The 16,236-nt window shown below is 71.6% G+C and carries 14 protein-coding genes and 1 tRNA gene; 10 read left to right on the top strand and 5 right to left on the bottom strand.

All coding sequences use genetic code 11. The features are described 5' to 3' along the window. Together AC1ROY_RS17850 and AC1ROY_RS17845 are read right to left on the bottom strand one after the other, a co-directional pair. Positions 1 to 606, bottom strand: a 606-nt coding sequence (locus tag AC1ROY_RS17850; RefSeq protein ID WP_493150205.1) for a septal ring lytic transglycosylase RlpA family protein, incomplete at its 3' end; no start/stop codon positions are given. Next, positions 603 to 1,589, bottom strand: coding sequence for a lytic murein transglycosylase (locus tag AC1ROY_RS17845; RefSeq protein ID WP_493150204.1), 987 nt, complete (start codon positions 1,587 to 1,589; stop codon positions 603 to 605). The genes AC1ROY_RS17845 and AC1ROY_RS17850, both read right to left, overlap by 4 nt. 117 nt (positions 1,590 to 1,706) lie before the next feature. Here AC1ROY_RS17845 and AC1ROY_RS17840 point away from each other — a divergent pair, with 117 nt between their 5' ends. Continuing rightward, positions 1,707 to 3,107, top strand: coding sequence for an MmgE/PrpD family protein (locus AC1ROY_RS17840; protein ID WP_493150203.1), 1,401 nt, complete (start codon positions 1,707 to 1,709; stop codon positions 3,105 to 3,107). A 209-nt stretch (positions 3,108 to 3,316) separates the two neighbouring features. Continuing rightward, a tRNA-Ser gene (locus AC1ROY_RS17835) sits at positions 3,317 to 3,406 on the top strand. A gap of 108 nt (positions 3,407 to 3,514) precedes the next feature. Here the strand turns inward: AC1ROY_RS17835 and AC1ROY_RS17830 are convergent. Further along, on the bottom strand, positions 3,515 to 3,946 hold the full coding sequence (locus AC1ROY_RS17830; RefSeq protein ID WP_493150202.1) for a DUF5990 family protein: 432 nt from the start codon (positions 3,944 to 3,946) through the stop codon (positions 3,515 to 3,517). Positions 3,947 to 4,030: 84 nt separating this feature from the next. Further along, on the bottom strand, positions 4,031 to 4,996 hold the full coding sequence (locus tag AC1ROY_RS17825) for a GlxA family transcriptional regulator (protein WP_493150201.1): 966 nt from the start codon (positions 4,994 to 4,996) through the stop codon (positions 4,031 to 4,033). A gap of 105 nt (positions 4,997 to 5,101) precedes the next feature. Between AC1ROY_RS17825 and AC1ROY_RS17820 the strand changes: the two genes are divergently transcribed. The 6 genes from AC1ROY_RS17820 to AC1ROY_RS17795 all read left to right on the top strand — a co-directional run bounded on the left by AC1ROY_RS17820 (position 5,102) and on the right by AC1ROY_RS17795 (position 13,345). Beyond that, positions 5,102 to 5,395, top strand: a complete 294-nt coding sequence (locus tag AC1ROY_RS17820; protein WP_493150200.1) for a hypothetical protein — start codon at positions 5,102 to 5,104, stop codon at positions 5,393 to 5,395. An 82-nt stretch (positions 5,396 to 5,477) separates the two neighbouring features. Continuing rightward, entirely contained in the window at positions 5,478 to 5,858 is a 381-nt protein-coding gene (locus AC1ROY_RS17815) for an MAPEG family protein (RefSeq protein ID WP_493150209.1), read from the top strand. Positions 5,859 to 5,939: 81 nt separating this feature from the next. Continuing rightward, positions 5,940 to 9,005 carry a UvrD-helicase domain-containing protein gene (locus tag AC1ROY_RS17810; RefSeq protein WP_493150199.1) on the top strand — a complete coding sequence of 1,022 codons (3,066 nt, stop codon included), beginning with the start codon at positions 5,940 to 5,942 and terminating at the stop codon, positions 9,003 to 9,005. A 125-nt stretch (positions 9,006 to 9,130) separates the two neighbouring features. After that, positions 9,131 to 11,470: an HAD-IC family P-type ATPase gene (locus AC1ROY_RS17805; RefSeq protein ID WP_493150198.1), complete on the top strand. Its 2,340-nt coding sequence runs from the start codon at positions 9,131 to 9,133 to the stop codon at positions 11,468 to 11,470. Positions 11,471 to 11,634: 164 nt separating this feature from the next. After that, positions 11,635 to 12,306, top strand: coding sequence for an HD domain-containing protein (locus AC1ROY_RS17800; protein ID WP_493150197.1), 672 nt, complete (start codon positions 11,635 to 11,637; stop codon positions 12,304 to 12,306). A 58-nt stretch (positions 12,307 to 12,364) separates the two neighbouring features. Further along, positions 12,365 to 13,345 (top strand): Bug family tripartite tricarboxylate transporter substrate binding protein, encoded by a 981-nt coding sequence (locus tag AC1ROY_RS17795; protein ID WP_493150196.1) that lies wholly within the window; start codon positions 12,365 to 12,367, stop codon positions 13,343 to 13,345. Positions 13,346 to 13,354: 9 nt separating this feature from the next. On the opposite strand, the gene AC1ROY_RS17790 is transcribed toward AC1ROY_RS17795, so the two are convergent. Then, on the bottom strand, positions 13,355 to 14,917 hold the full coding sequence (locus AC1ROY_RS17790; RefSeq protein ID WP_493150195.1) for an O-linked N-acetylglucosamine transferase, SPINDLY family protein: 1,563 nt from the start codon (positions 14,915 to 14,917) through the stop codon (positions 13,355 to 13,357). Between the two features lie 58 nt (positions 14,918 to 14,975). On the opposite strand from AC1ROY_RS17790, the gene AC1ROY_RS17785 reads away from it, so the two are divergent. Both AC1ROY_RS17785 and AC1ROY_RS17780 read left to right on the top strand, forming a co-directional pair. Continuing rightward, entirely contained in the window at positions 14,976 to 15,425 is a 450-nt protein-coding gene (locus tag AC1ROY_RS17785) for a MarR family winged helix-turn-helix transcriptional regulator (protein ID WP_493150194.1), read from the top strand. A 4-nt stretch (positions 15,426 to 15,429) separates the two neighbouring features. Continuing rightward, positions 15,430 to 16,227 (top strand): SDR family NAD(P)-dependent oxidoreductase, encoded by a 798-nt coding sequence (locus tag AC1ROY_RS17780; RefSeq protein WP_493150193.1) that lies wholly within the window; start codon positions 15,430 to 15,432, stop codon positions 16,225 to 16,227. Positions 16,228 to 16,236: the final 9 nt, after the last annotated feature.

Below are 16,236 nucleotides of genomic sequence, written 5' to 3'. Positions count from 1 at the left end.
AACCCCCCCCCCCCAGATCATGAGTACTGTCTCGTGGGCTCGGAGATGTGTATAAGAGGCCGGGCCGGCGGAGCCGCGGGCGCCGGGCGGCGGCGCCAGGCCCTCGCGCTCGACCTGGCCGACGGGCGCGGCCTCGATCGGCAGGATGTTCTGGCCGGCCAGCCCGTCGATGGCGGCGCGCGAGGCCTGCGCGTCCACCGCCACCCGGGCGCGGAAGGGCCCGCGCGCGCCCAGCAGCTCGGCGGCGCGGGGCGTCACGCCGATCACCCGTCCCGCCATCTGCGGCCCCCGGTCGTTCACGCGCAGCCGCAGCGAGCGGCCGTTCTCCAGATTGGTGACGGTGACGATGGCCGGGAGCTGCAGGGTGCGGTGCGCGGCGAACATGCCGCGGGAATCCCGCAGCTCGCCATTAGCGGTAAGCCCCGGCGTGGATGTGGGAAGAATCGCCGCGATCCCGGCCTCGTTGAGGTCGAACTCCTCGCGCGGGTAGGACCATAATCCGCCGCTGCGATACCCCTCGCCCAGCACGTACCGTGGCTGCGGCACCGGCGCCGGTGTCCGGGCGCAGCCCGTCAGCAGCAGGAGCGCCAGGAAGGCGTGCTTCACGCCACCCGGTCCGACAGCAGCCCGACGGCCGTCGCGTAGAAGTTGGACGGGTTGTAGCGCCGGATCTGCATGAAGTTCTGCCCGACCATGAAGGCCTGGCCGTCGCCGCGGGACAGGCCGGGGATCACGATGGCCCAGTCGCCCCCGCTGCCCGGCAGCCCGCCGCCGCCGGCGCGGACCACGCCCATCCGCGCCCATTCGGCCATGGCGCGCGTCTGGCGGTGATCGGCCAGCGAGGTGTCGAAATTCTGGGGCGTCAGCACCTCGAAGCCCCAGATCTCCCCCTCGCGCCAGCCGGGGCCGGAACGGCCGAGGTAGTTGGCGATGGAGGCCAGCGCGTCGGCCTTGTTGTCCCAGATGTCGCGGCGGCCGTCGCCGTCGAAGTCCACGGCCAGCCGCTCGAAGCTCGTCGGCATGAACTGGGGGTTGCCCATCGCGCCGGCATAGCTGCCGCGCATGCGCTCGAAGCTGACATGGCCGGCATCGAGGATGCGCAGCGCCGCCATCAGCTCGCCGCGGAAGAAGCTGGCGCGGCGGCCCTCCCAGGCCAGGGTGGCCAGCGCCTCGATGACGTTGAAGTTGCCGGTGAAGCTGCCGTAGTTCGTCTCCATCCCCCAGATGGCGACGACCACGCGGGAGGAGACCCGGAAGCGCGCCTCGATGGACTGCAGCAGCGCCCGGTTGTCGGCATAGGCGCGGCGGCCGGCGTCGATCCGGGTCTGGGAGAGGCGGGCGTCGCGGTATTGCGGCCAGGTCTGGGTGAACTCCGCCTGGCGGCGGTCGAGCTCCAGCACGCGGTCGTTCGGCTGCAGGCCCGAGAGCGCGCGGTTGAGCGTGTTGGCGCTGACGCCGGCGCGGCGGGCCTCGGCGCGGACGCCGTCCAGGAAGGCGGAGAAGCTCCCCTGCCCGCGTGCGTTCCGGGCGAAGGCCGGGGTCACCGCCAGTCCCGATGCATAGGCTGGCAGGAAACGTCGCGTGAACATGCCGATCTAAGTGGCACTTCCGGCGCGCCGCTGCAACGCGGATGGGCGGACGCATGCTGGCGTGGTGGCGGCGCCTCTGGTTTACTGCCGAAAATCATTCACGAAGGAGGTCGCGTCATGACCGATGTCACCGCCCAGTTCGCACGCTACGCCGCGTCGATTCGCCACCAGGACCTGCCGCCCGAGGTCGAGACCCGCGCCCGCTTCCTGATCCTGGACCTCACCGGGAACATCATCCGCGGTCGGCATGACGCCGAGAGCAGCGCCCCCCTGATGGCCGCCGCCCGGACCATGGGCTTGGCGCACGGCAACCACGCCGTCCTCGGCGAGGCGAGCCGCTGGTCGCCGATGGGCGCCGCCCTGCTGAACGGCGCCTTCGCCCACAGCCTCGACTTCGACGACACCCATGCCGCCGGCACGCTGCATCCGGGCGCGCCGGTGATCCCGGCCGCGCTGGCCGCCGCCGAGCTGACGGGCGCCTCGGGCAAGGATGTGATCGCCGCCATCGTGGCCGGTTACGAGGTGACGAACCGCCTCGCCGTCGCCCTGCCCGGCGGCGACCATTACGACCGCGGCTACCATCCGACCGCCACCTGCGGCGTCTTCGGCGGCGCGGCCGCGGCGGCGCGGGTGATGGGACTGTCCGCGGCGCAGATCGAGGACGCCTTCGGCATCGCGCTCAGCCAGTCGGCCGGCAGCCTGCAGTTCCTGAAGAACGGCGCCTGGACCAAGCGCTTCCAGGTGGGCTGGGCGGCGATGGCCGGCCTCTCCGCCGCGCTGCTGGCGCGCGAGGGATTCCGCGGCGCCGCCGAGGCGCTCGAGGGCAAGGCCGGCTTCCTGCGCGCCTATGCGCCGAACCCGGTGCCGGAGCGGGCGGTGCGCAACCTCGGCACCGAGTTCGAGCTCATGGAGACGGCGGTGAAGCCCTACCCCTCCTGCCGCTACGGCCATGCCAGCGTGGACGCGGCCCTGGCGCTGCGGGCCGAGCACGGCTTCAAGGCCGAGGAGATCGAATCGGTCACCATGGGCCTGCCCAACAAGGGCATGCTGCTGGTGGGCGCCCCCCTCGCCTACAAGCAGAACCCCCAGAACGTGGTGGACGGCCAGTTCAGCGGTCCCTTCGTGGTCGCCTGCGCCCTGGCGCACGGGCATTTCGGCTGGGACAGCTATCCCAGGATGAACGCGCCGGAGCTTCGGGCGCTCATGCCGAAGATCGAATGCGTGGAGGACCCGGAGGTCCAGGCCGAATTCCCGGCCTACATGTCCGGCAAGCTGACGATCCGCGCGCGTGGCGAAGTCTTCACGAAGATGGTCGTGGTGCCGAAGGGCGAGCCGGCCAACTTCCTCACCGAGGCCGAGCTCCGCGCCAAGTTCCATGGCCTGGCGGATGCGGTGCTGGGCACGGCGCAGGCCACCCAGCTCGCCGATGCCGTGATCGGGCTCGCGGGCGCGGCCGACGTGAACGCGCTGACGCGCCTCGGCGTGCCGCGCATGGAGACGCGCCTCGCCGGCGAGTGAACGGGGGCTTGCGCCCGACGGCGGGTTTCGCGACATGCTGCGGGCCGAGGCTGCTGGAGAATTCCGGCAGCGGAGGATTCGCGAGGAATTTTTAGTGCCCGGAAGACGCCAGGCTTGCCGATGCCGGCCGCATCGGCAAGCCTGGCAACGCACCGGGCGCGGAAAGGATCCGCGAAGCCGACCCGCAGGTGTTCTCCAGCAGCCTCGAGGGACAGGTGGCCGAGCGGTTTAAGGCTCCGGTCTTGAAAACCGGCGTGGGGGTAACCCCACCGTGGGTTCGAATCCCACCCTGTCCGCCAGCCGCCGTCTCATCCCCAGGAGCCGCAGCGGCTGCGCCGGCTCACCAAACCACGCCGGCGACCTCGTCCCCGTCATGATGGGGGCTGCGGACCCGCATGCAGGCGGCCTCAGCGCGCGGCGATGCGCCGGGTCCTGGGCCGCGCCGTGGCGCTGGTGGGAGTCCCGTCCTCGGCGGTGCCGGTGATCGTCGTCTCGATGGTGCCACCGCTGCGGGCCGCGCGATCCAGAAGGTCTTCCCCGATGTCGTGGATGTCGATCTTGATCCGACGGGACCAGGGCGAGGAAGGATCGCCGGCCAATTGGCCGACACGGACATAGACGAATCGCCGCACCGGGCCTTCGCGACGCACCTGATCGCCGAAGAAGCTGGGGCCTGGACCCACGCGGACCGGAAAGTCGAATGCGATCGGCTCGCCCTCACGCGAGGCTTTCGGATCGAGCGGCAAGTCATCCTTTGCCTGCAGGCTGTGGAGCACGCCGATGACGGGCTGCTCGATGACGATCCGAAAATTGATCTCGATCTGATCCGCTCGGGCCATGCGCGTTGATAGCTCAATGAGCCGGCCATCAGAAGGAGAGACGGCAGCCGTCCATCACCTGTTCTGCAAGCCCGCCGGTACGGGTCAGCGCAGATCGGCCCGAAGCTCCCGCACGCCGCGCCCCAAGCGTTCGCGCAGGAGCGTCCGCAGCGTCGCGCCGTCGACGTAGCCCACCTCGGCCGCGATGGCGTCGAGGTCCAGCCCGCTGCCATGCAGAAGGGATTGCGCGCGCTCGACGCGGAGGTCCTGGAAGTAGGACAGCGGTGATTTGCCCAGCACCGCCTCGCATCGCCGCTGCAGCGTCCGGGCGCTCGTCGCCAGCGCGCCGGCGGCGGCCTGCAGCGAGAAGCCGTCCCTGAGGTTGTCCCGCGCCCATTTCTCGAAGCGCAGGATGAGGGGATCCGCCTGCGCCAGATGGTTGGGGATGATGTAGGGCGCCTGCAGGGAACGTATGTCGGCCAGCAGGTAGCGCGAGACCAGCATCGCCAGCTCCGGGCTCGCCTTTCGGATGAGCCAGAGGACGAGATCGAGATGCCCCATGGCGGCGCCTCCCGTGACGCCCCTGTCCGAGGGCACCAGCATGCGGGACTCGTCGAGCCGGACGTTCGGGTAGCGTTGCCGGAACAGCGGCGCCAGCCACCAGGTCGTCGTCGCCTCGCGATGATCGAGCAGCCCGCATTCCGCCAGCAGGAAAGTCCCGATGCAGGACGCGGCGATCTGCGCGCCCTCGGCGTGCCATGCCAGCAGCTGTGCCCTCGCCCTCCTCACATCCGGCCGCCCGAGGCCCGCGACCAGCTGCTCCGGCGTGCCGGCGGCCAGGGCCGGGACGAACACCCAGTCCGGCTTCAGCTCGGCCGTGATGGCGCGCACCGGGATTCCCAGCCCCTGGGCGGAACGGACCGTCCTCCGGACGCCGACGACCGTGACGTCGAAACGGGTCGTTCCGCCCATCTGCTGGGCCGAGAACCTGTTGGCGAGCCCCAGCGCGTCGAGGGCGACGGTGAGCCCCGTATCGAACAGGCCCTCGAGCGCGAGCACGGCGATGCGCATGGCGTGAATGACCCTGAAGTTGTCATTTGCGACCATATAAGATCCCAGGCCCGCTCACTAGATTCCGCCTCGTCGGAATTCGCCGATCAGACGAGGAGAGCGCAGATGAAGGTCTTTGCCATCGGAAAGGCCGCCAAGCCGATCACGGATGAGGATCGGAAGCGGATCATGCCCAGCGAGGTGCCGAGCACCCTGAAGCTCTACCTGGAGGGGAAGATCGAGCAGTTCTTCTTCATGCAGGACAAGCCGGGCGTGGTCTTCCTCCTGAACGTGGAGTCGGTGGAGGAGGCCAGGGCCGCCATGGGCGCGCTGCCGCTCACCGCCGGCGGCTTCCTCGACTACGAGTTCCTGCCGGTCGGCCCGCTCAAGCCGCTCGGCCTTCTGATCCAGGGCAAGTGACCGCGGGGGTGCGGCCGGTGAGGCCGGCCGCGCCCCGCAACCAGGAGACGAGCGATGCAACTCACCCCCCGAACTCCATGTCCTGTCGCTGGTCGCGCTGGCGACGGTGCTGATGTGGATCCCCTACATGGTCGCGCGAACCCTGACGCGCGGGGTCCTGCGGACCTTCGCCGATCCCGCCGATCCGGCGTTCCCTCCCGATCCCGCCTGGGCGGGGCGGGCGCGGCGCGCGCATGCCAATGCGGTGGAGAACCTGGCCGTCTTCGCGCCGCTCGTGATCACCCTGGCCCTGGCCGGCGCGAGCACCCCGGCCACCATCCTGGCCTCCCAGGTCTATCTGGCGGCACGGCTCGTCCACTACGTCGTCTATGCCGCCGGCATTCCGGTCGTCCGGACGCTGGCCTTCGTGACCGGCGTCGGGGCGACCCTGGTGATCGCGGCCGCCGTTCTCGGCCAGGCCTGAGCCGCCGAGTCGGCCTTTCGCTTCAAGCCCTTCGTCCGGAGGCAAGACAGGCGGCACCGTGACGCGCGATGATGCGCCGTCATGCCCTTCCACGCCGACCTGCACGTCCACTCGAAATACTCCCGCGCCACCAGCCGGGACCTCGATCTCGAGCACCTGGCCTGGTGGGCGGCGCGCAAGGGCATCTCGGTCGTCGGCACCGGCGACTGCGTGCACCCGGCCTGGCTCGCGGAGATCAAGGACAAGCTGGTGCCGACGGGCGGCGGGCTGTTCCGCCTGCGGCCGGAGATCGAGGCGCCGCTCTGGGAGACGCTGCCGCCCGCCTGCCGGCGCCCCGTCTCCTTCATGCTCTCGACCGAGATCTCGACCATCTACAAGAAGGGCGAGAAGACCCGGAAGGTCCACCATCTGATCTACCTCCCCGACTTCGACGCGGCCGACCGGCTGGCGGCGAGCCTCGGGCGCATCGGCAACATCGCTTCCGACGGGCGGCCGATCCTGGGCCTGGACTCCCGCAACCTGCTGGAGATCGCGCTGGCATCCGGGCCGGATTCCTACCTGGTCCCGGCGCATATCTGGACGCCCTGGTTCGCCGCGCTCGGCTCGCAGTCGGGCTTCGATTCCATCGCGGAGTGCTACGGCGACCTCGCCGGGCACATCTTCGCCGTCGAGACGGGCCTCTCCTCCGATCCGGCGATGAACTGGCGCGTCTCCTTCCTCGACCGCTATCGGCTCACCTCCAATTCGGACGCGCATTCGCCGGGCAAGCTCGGCCGCGAGGCGACGCGCTTCACCTGCGAGCCCGACTACTTCGCCATCCGCCGCGCGCTGGAGACCGGCGAGGGCTATGGCGGGACCGTCGAGTTCTTCCCCGAGGAGGGGAAGTACCACATGGACGGCCATCGTGCCTGTGAGGTGCGGCTGGATCCGAAGGAGACGCTCGCCTTCGGCGGCCGCTGCCCGGCCTGCGGCGGCCGCGTCACCGTGGGCGTGGCGCATCGCGTCGCGCTGCTGGCCGACCGCAGCGAGGCCGAGGCCGCGCCGCCGCCCACGGCGGGCGAGGTGTCGAGCCTCGTGCCCCTGCCGGAGATCCTGTCCGAGATCGTCGGCAGCGGCGTCGCCTCCAGGCAGGTGGCCGGCGCCTATGACCGCGCCACCGCCGCGCTGGGCCCGGAGCTGTCCGTCCTCGGCGAGGTGCCGGTGGAGGAGATCGCCCGCGTCCACCCGCTGATGGGCGAGGCCGTGGCGCGGCTGCGCGCGGGCACGGTGATCCGCCAGGCCGGCTATGACGGCGAGTATGGCGTGATCCGGCTCTTCGAGGCGGGCGAGCTCGCGCGCCTCTCGCGCGGCGACCTGCTCTTCGACGCGCCGCTCGCCCGGCGCGCTTCGGCCCCGAAGCCGCAGGCCGCGCCGGCGGAAACGCCCGTTCCAGGCGAGGAACCGGCCGCGATGCCGGTGCCCTCCCCGCATCCGGGACTGCTGGCGGGGCTCGACGAGGACCAGGCCAGCGCGGCCGCTGCCATCGACGGGCCGTTGATGGTCATCGCCGGCCCGGGCTCGGGCAAGACACGCATGCTGACGCACCGGATCGCGCATCTCGTGCTGGAGCGCGGCATTCCCGCCGCCGCCTGCCTCGCCGTCACCTTCACGCGCAAGGCGACGGAGGAGCTGCGGGCGCGGCTGGCCGCGCTGCTGCCGGATCAGGCGCGGGGCATCGCGGTGCACAGCTTCCATTCGCTGGGGCTGGCCATCCTGCGCGCGCATGCCGGCCTGGCCGGGCTTTCGCCGGACTTCCGTATCGCGGACGAGCGGGAGCGGAAATCCGCGCTGGCCCAGGTGCTCGGCGTCGGCGAGAGCGAGGCGGGGCGCCTCGTCCGGGCGGTCTCGCTCCTGAAGCGCACGGGCGCCACGGGCCAGGGCGAGGAAGGGCGCGCCCATGCCGCGCTCGACCGGCTCGCGCGCGAGCAGGGCTGGGTCGATTTCGATGACCTCGTCGTCCGGGCCGCCGATCTGCTGGACGCGCACCAGGTCGTCGCGGCGCAGTGGCGCGCCCGCTTCGCCCATGTCGTGGCCGACGAGTTCCAGGACGTGGACGAGCAGCAGTACCGCCTGCTTCGGCTGGTCGCCGGCGCCGGGAAGCTCTGCGTCATCGGCGATCCGGATCAGGCGATCTACGGTTTCCGGGGCGCCGACGCCGCCTGCTTCGAGCGCTTCGGCCGCGACTTTCCCACGGCCCGCGTGCTGCGCCTCGCGCGCAACTACCGTTCCACCGGCACCATCGTGACCGCGGCCGCGGGCTTCCTCGGCACGTCCGCGGACGGCATCACCCGGCCCATGCAGGAGCCCATCGTGCTCCACGCCGCCGCGAGCGAGGCGGCGGAGGCGGAGTTCGTCGCGGCGGCGATCGAGGAGCTGCTGGGCGGGCACGACATGCTCGCCGCCAGCCGCGACCGGAGCGGCGGCACCGACGGGCCGCTCGGCTTCGCCGACTGCGCCGTCCTCTACCGCACCGACGCGCAATCCGCCGCGCTGCGGGCCGCCTTCGACCGCGCGGGCATCCCCTTCCAGAAGAGCGCGCCCGCGCCCATCGCCGGCCATCCGGGCGTGCTGGCCATCCTCGACACGCTGGAGGACGGCCCGGACCTGGCCTCGCGCCTCTCCCTGGCAGCCGAGGCCGCGCGCCGGCAGGAGAAGGCGGATGCCGCAGCGCTCGCGGAGGCGCGGGGCTGGCTCGTCGCGCTGGCCGCCTCGGGCGACGAGGCCCGGCTGCGGGAGGAGGTGGCGCTTTCCACCGAGGCCGATTTCCGCGACGCACGGGCCGATCGCGTCTCGCTGCTCACCATGCACGCGGCCAAGGGGCTGGAGTTCTCGGCCGTCTTCGTGGTCGGGCTGGAGGCCGGGCTGGTGCCCTTCGCCTGGGGATCGGAGGACGGAAGGCCCGAGGCCGAGGAGCGCCGCCTCTTCTACGTCGCCATGACGCGCGCCAGGGACCGCCTCTTCCTCAGCCGGGCGGCGGAGCGTTTCTGGCGGGGCGCCCTGCGCCAGCCCGCCCCCTCACCCTTCCTCGGCGAGATTCCGGCGGAGCTGCTGACGCGCCAGGCGGCCGCGGCCCGGCGGCATCGGACGGTGCAGCTCAGCCTGTTCTGAGGTGAAGGATTCGTCACCCCCGGCCCGGCTGCCCTGACCGCCCGGCCCTGTAGGATGGCCCCGCCGCGCCGATCCATCGCGCGGACGGGATTCGCCATGTCGCCTGCCCTGACCCTTCCGATCCCATGAACGACGCGCCGGCCGAAGCCCCCGGCCTGGAGGGGCTGTCCTCCGAGGAGGCGGCGCGCCGCCGGGCGCGGGCCGGCCCGAACACGGTGGAGGATGCCGAGCCCTCTCCCCTCGCCCGCATCCTGCGGCACTTCTGGGCCCCGGTGCCCTGGATGCTGGAGGCCACGATCCTGGTCCAGCTCGCCCTCGGCGAGCATCTCGAGGCGGCGATGATCCTGGTGCTGCTGCTGCTCAACGTGGGCCTGGGCGTGACGCAGGAAGGCAAGGCGAATGCCGCCCTGGCGCTGCTCAAGCAGCACCTCGCGCCGAAGTGCCGCGTCCGGCGCGACGGCGCCTGGAAGGACCTGCCTGCCGCGGAGCTCGTTCCGGGCGATGTCGTGCAGGTCTCGCTCGGCAGCATCGTCCCGGCCGACCTCAGGATCGCCAGGGGCTCGCTGCTGCTCGACCAGTCCATGCTGACGGGCGAATCCGTGCCGGTGGAGACCGAGCTCGGCCAGACCATCTATGCCGGCGGCCTGGTCCGCCGCGGCGAGGCCATCGCCGAGGTCACCGCCACCGGCAGGAGCACCTTCTTCGGCCGCGCCGCCGAGCTGGTGCGCGTCGCGCATGTGGAGAGCGCCGAGCAGAAGGCGGTGCTCGACGTGGTGCGCAACCTGACCATCCTCAACTTCGTCATCTTGGCGGGCATGGCCGCCTATGCGCATCTCATCGGGATGACGCCCTGGCAGATCGTGCCGATCGTGCTGACGGGGCTGCTCTCCGCGGTGCCGGTCGCCCTGCCCGCCACCTTCACCCTGACGGCCGCGCTCGGCGCCAAGGCGCTGGCGGCGAAGGGCGTGCTGCTGACCCGGCTCTCCGCGTTGAACGAGGCGGCGTCGATCGACGTGCTCTGCTCCGACAAGACCGGCACGCTCACGGCCAACCAGCTCTCGATCGCCGCGGTCCGGCCGCTCCATGCCGGCTATGACGAGAAGCAGGTGCTGTATTACGCGGCGCTGGCGAGCTCCCCCGAGGGCCAGGATCCGATCGACGCGGCCGTCCGCGCGGCGGCCGCGCAGCAGCCCGCCTCCGGGCCCGACCTGCCCGCCGCGCATGGGTTCGTGCCCTTCGACCCGACCACGAAGATGGCCGAGGCGCTGGCCGTCCGGGACAGGCAGGAGATCCGCGTGATGAAGGGCGCGCCCGCCGCGGTGGCGGCCGTCGCGCCCGCCCCGCCGGCGCTGGCGCAGGAGCTGGAGAAGCTGACCCAGGCCGGACACCGCGTCCTGGCCGTCGCGGCCGGGCCGGCCGGCGCGCTGGAGACGATCGGCCTCGTCGCGCTCAGCGACCCGCCGCGGGCGGATTCCGCGGGGCTGATCGCCGAGCTGCGGTCCCTCGGCGTCCGGCCGGTGATGGTCACGGGCGATGCGGCGGCGACCGCGGCGACGGTGGCGCGGGCGATCGGCCTGGACGGCCCCGTCTGCCCGCCCGGGAAGCTGCCCGATGCCGCCGACCGCACCGAATACGCCGTCTATGCCGGGGTCTTCCCCGAGGAGAAATACGCCCTCGTCCAGACCCTGCAGCAGCAGGACCACGCCGTCGGCATGTGCGGCGACGGCGCGAACGACGCGCCCGCCCTCAAGCAGGCGCAGATGGGCATCGCGGTCTCGACGGCGACCGACGTGGCCAAGGCGGCGGCAGGCATCGTGCTGACCGAGCCGGGGCTGGGCGGCATCGTCACCTGCATCCAGGAGGGCCGCTCGGGCTTCCAGCGCATCCTGACCTACACGCTGGGAATCCTGGTGAACAAGTGCACCACGCTGGTCGTCATGGGGGTGGGCCTGATCCTCACGGGGCATGCCGTGCTCACGCCGCTGCTCCAGGCCATGTCGATGCTCGCGGGCGACCTGGTCAGCATGGCGCGCGCGGCGGACCATGCCCGCCCCTCGCCCTATCCCAACCACTGGCGGGTCCGGAACATGACGATGGCGGCCGTGCCGCTCGGCCTGTTCAAGCTCTCCTATTGCACCGCCGTGCTGGCGGTCGCCTGGTTCGGCCTCGGCTTCCCGCCGGACGAGATGCAGACCCTGACCTTCGTGATGCTCGCCTTGGCCGGCCAGGCGAACCAGATGGTCCTGCGCGAGCGCGGCCATGTCTGGCACTCCCGGCCGGCGCGGATCATGGTGCTGGCGAGCCTCACGGATGCGGCCGTGATCTGCGGCCTCGCCCTGGGCGGCGTGCTGATGACGCCACTGCCGCTCTGGGTCATCGGCGCGCTGGCGGGGACGACGGCGTGCTTCGCGCTCGGGATGGACATGGTGAAGGTGGTCGTGCTGTCGCGCATCCGGATCGACTAGGCGCCCGGCCTCGGGACGGGGCATCACCCTTCCATTGACGGCGGTTCCGCCGACCGTGACCATCCGCCGTCCGCCCCGCCGCCAAGAGCGAGGCCTGAAGGAACGACATCCATGCGTTGCGACACTCACGACCGCCCCCGTCGATGCCGGGCCGGACAGGACAGATGACAGAAATGAACTTCCTCGACCGTCGCCAGCGCAGGCCGATCACCCAGTCGATGCGCGACAACGTGTTGGAGGATCTCCCGGAGATCGCGCAGATCACGCATGAGGAGCTGCGCGCCAAGACCATCGAGGCCTGGGCCTATGCCCTGGCCGAGAGCGCCTTCGATCGCGTCGCCGACATTCCCGGCGAGGCCAATCCGGGCACGCTCCGCCTCCGGCGCGGCAGCCAGGCAGACCATCTTCGCAGCGTCACCCGGATCGCCCTTGCGATCGCCGATGAATTCACCGGCGCCTTTCCCGAGGCGCGGATCGACCGCGACATCATCATCGCCGGCGGAATGCTGCACGACGTGGGCAAGGCCTGGGAGTTCGATCCCGAGAATCGGGCCCGCTGGCAGGGCGATCCATCCCAGTCCGGCCTCCCGGCCCTGCGGCATCCCGTCTATGGCGCGCATATCTGCGTGGCCGTCGGGCTGCCGGAGGAGATCGCGCATATCGCGCTCGCCCATTCCCATGAAGGCGGGTTCCAGACCCGGAGCCTGGAATGCCTCATCATCCATCGCGCCGACGACCCCTGGTGGTCCATCGCCGGCGCTGCCGGGCTGCTTGATCCCGTGAGCGACAGCATCCTCGCGAGCCGCAAGATCACACCCCGCGCGCTGCCGGGATGAGCGCCCTCCTCCGGCCTGCCGAGCCACGTTCAGACCGAATCTTGGAGGAAACCAGACCATGTTGAACAAGAGAGGCCTTCTCGCATCGCTCGCCCTCGGAGCCGGCTTCCATGGCTCTCGACCCGCCGATGCGCAGGAGCGCTGGCCGAGCCGGCCGATCACCCTGATCGTGCCCTTCGGCGCCGGCGGCGGCACGGACATCCTCGCGCGGCTGCTCTCGCAGCAGATGGGAAACGCCCTCGGCCAGCCGATCCCGATCGACAATCGCGCGGGGGCGAGCGGCACGCTCGGGATGGCGCAGCTCGCGCGCGCGCGGCCCGATGGCTACACCGTCGCGATCGCCCCCAACGGCACCTATGCGATGGCCACGGCGCTGTACGATCGGCTGCCCTATGACATCGAGCGGGCCTTCGCGCCGATCGGATTGCTGGCCACGACCCCGATCTTCGCCTGCGTCCATCCGGCCGCGCCCTGGCGCAGCCTCGCGGAGCTGATCGCCGCGGCGAAGGCCCAGCCAGCCACCATCACCTATGCCTCCGCCGGCGCGGGCTCGACCGGCCACCTCTTCGTCGAGCTGCTGCTGGACATGACGGGCGCGCAGATGCTCCACGTGTCCTATCGATCGGCCGCGCAGACGGCGCAGGCCGTCCTGCAGCGCGAAACGGCGATGTCCTTCATCGACGCCTCGGTCGCCCTTCCCCTCGTGCGTTCGGGCGAGCTGCGGGCCCTGGCCATCACCGCGCCGCAGCGCAGCGCCCGGGCGCCGGAGGTGCCGACCGTCGCGGAAAGCGGATTTCCGGGATACAGGGCCTCCGTCGATTTCGGGCTTTTCGCCCCGGCGGGCACGCTGCAGCCGATCCTGGACCGGCTGGCCGGCGAGGCCCGGGCCGCCGTGAACCGCCCCGAGCTTCAGCCGCGCCTGGAGAGCCTCGCCATGGAACCGGCGGGGGGAACCGCCGCGGAGTTCGCGGCGAACCAGATCGAGGAGACGCGCCGCTGGGCCGAACTCATCCGGCGGCGGGGCATCCGGCTGGAATGACCCTGCGGGTCACGCCTGCCTGAGAGCGGCCGCTTCCAGGTAGATCGCCTCCAGCTCGCGGCAGAGCGCCGCCGGGTTGCAGGCCGGGCTGGCGGCCAGCGCCGCGCGCTGGCTCGCGCGGCGCCCCGCCAGGCCTTGCGGATCCCGCGACAGCCGCACGGCCAGGTCGATGAATCCGGCCATGTCCGGCGCGACATACTCCCCCAGCCCCGCCGCCATCAGGATCGACCGGCTGGTCCGCCCGGCCCAGCGGTCGCCGTTCGTGGTCAGGACGGGCACGCCCTGCCACAGCGCCTCGGCCGTGGTGGTGCCGCCATTATAGGGAAAGCTGTCGAGCGCGAGGTCGATCCGGCCATAGGTCGCGAGAAAATCCTCATGCGTCCCGCTGCCCTCGAGGTCGATGCGGTCCGGCACCACGCCTTCCGCCGTGAAGCGGGCGAGCAGGTCGGCACGGTTGCTGGCGTGGTCGAGGGCGCGGTTGCGCAGCAGCAGCCGCCCACCGGGGACGGCATGCAGCACCGCGGACCAGGCGGCGATCGTCGGGTCCGTCAGCTTGTAGGCCGAGTTCAGGCTGCCGAAGGTGACGTGCCCCGCCTCCAGGCAGGGCGGGGGCGCGACCGGAGGCGTCGGGTAGAAGAAGGCGAACGGCAGGTAGGTGTGGGCGACGCGGCGAATGGGCTCGCTGCAGAATTCTTCTTCGTCCGGCGGAATGCTCCAGCGGTCGCCGACCAGAGCGTCGAGGTGAGGAAAGCCGGTGGTGCCGTACATGCCGTTCCAGGCGATCTGCACGGGCGCCGCGCGATGCAGCAGGAGCGGGAGCCGCGCCTGGTGGCTGTAGCCGTTGAGGTCGACCAGCACGTCGATCCCAGCCTCGGCGATGTGCCGGGCCAGCTCGGCATTGGCAAGGCCCTCCACCTCCCAGATGCGGTCGTCCGGATGGTCGCGGTAGCCGGCCTGCACACAGGGCGGCGGGCCGTCGGCGATGAGATGCAGCTCGAAGCGCTCGCGGTCATGGGCGTTGAGCACGCCCATGTACATCTTCATCCAGTTCCGCTCGTGGAAGAAGGCGCCGTAATAGGCCAGCCGCAGCTTTGACCCGGGCCGATGCCTGGGCGCGATCGGCGTGACGCCGGCGGCCTCGGCTTCGGCCCAATGGCGCCGGATCTCCAGGATCGCGGCATTGCCGATCTCAGGGTCCCCCGGGGCGATGACCGCGAGGTTGCGCAGCGCGGCGGCGCGCGTGGCCGCGTCGCCCTCCCGCCAGGCGCGGGCGTATTCGCGCACCGCCTCCGAGACGTGACCGATGGCGAAGAGCGCCTTGGCCAGGTTGACCCGCGCCCGGGCCTCGCCCGGCCGGAGCCGCAAGGCCCGGCGCAGCGCCGGGATGGCCTGCCCGTATTCCAGACGCGCGGCCGCGGCGTGGCCCAGGCCGTTCCACCCGTCGAAGCTTTCCGGGTCGCCGGCGACGACGGCCTCGTAGCCGCCGATCGCCTCGTCGATGCGGCCGGCCAGGTGGTGCCGGTCGGCCTCGGCAAGGCGGTTCTGGTCCATCGCGACAGCATAGGCGGTCATGCCTAGGGCCGGAACTTCCCGGACGGCGCGACTGCGGATATAGTTGCATCATACAACCATGAAGCGCGACCTCCAGACCGAACGCATCCGCGACGCCTCCCGCCGGCTGGTCCGGGAACTGGGCTTTCTCCGCCCGACGCTCGCGGGCACGGACCTCTCGCCCTCAGCCGTCCACGCGCTGGTGGAGGTCGGCGCGCGCCCGGCGATGACAGCCGCGGAACTCGCGGAGATCCTGGTCCTGGACAAATCCAGCGTCAGCCGGATGCTGCGCAAGCTGGTCGCGTCGGGCGAGCTGGTGGAGGGCGTCAGCACGCGGGACGGGCGGGCCAAGCCGCTCGCGCTGACGCGGCAGGGCCGCGCGACGCTCGCGCGGATCGATGATTTCGCCCGCCGCCAGGTCGAGGCGGCGCTGGAGCGGATGGCGACGGACATCCGTCCGCGCCTGGCGGAAAGCCTCGCCGGCTACGCGGATGCGCTGGCGGCAGCCCGGAGACGTGACAATGGATGAGGACATGCTGACGGCCCTGGCCGGGCCCGCCCCGGCGCCGAAGCCCTCCGGCCAGCTGGCGGAGAAAATCTGCCTCGTGACCGGCGGAGCCAGCGGCATCGGACGCGCGACCGCGCTGCGCATGGCGCGGGAGGGCGCGAAGGCGGTGGCGATCGCGGGCCGTCGCGTGGAACTGGGCGAGACCGTCGCGGCCGAGCTGCGCGCGGCGGGAGCCGAGGCGCTCTTCGTGCCGGCGGATGTCACGCGCGAGGCCGATGCGGCGGCCCTCGTCTCGACCGTGCTGGATCGGTTCGGCCGGCTCGATGCCGTCTTCAACAATGCGGGCTTCCAGGAGCGGCGCGCGGCCCTCGCCGAGCAGACCGACGCCGTCTACGTCAAGGTCTTCGACACCAATGTCCGCGCGCTCTTCCTCGCGCTGCGCCACCAGATCCCGGCGATGCTGGCCGGCGGCGGCGGGGCCATCGTCAACAACACGAGCGTGAGCGGGCTGCGCAACCCCAATCCCGGCCTGTCGCTCTATTCGGCGTCGAAGGCCGCGGCGCTCATGCTCACGCGCTCGGCCGCGATGGAATACGCGCCGCAGGGCATCCGCATCAACGCGGTCGCGCCCGGCCGCGTGGTGACGGACATGATGCTGGCCTCGGGCATCGCCGACATGCGGCAGGTCGCGGCCGGGCTGCCGCTGCGCCGCATGGGGCGGCCGGAAGAGGTGGCGGCCGCGGTGTGCTGGCTGCTCTCGGGCGAGGCGAGCTACGTGGTCGGGAACACGCTCTGCGCGGATGGCGGATTCCTGGCGGGTTGAGCTAGAGGC

It is taken from the genome of Roseococcus sp. GW821-FHT12F05, from assembly GCF_058806835.1.
Note: the sequence above shows the minus strand (reverse complement) of the source record. Positions and strands in the feature narration are given on the sequence as shown.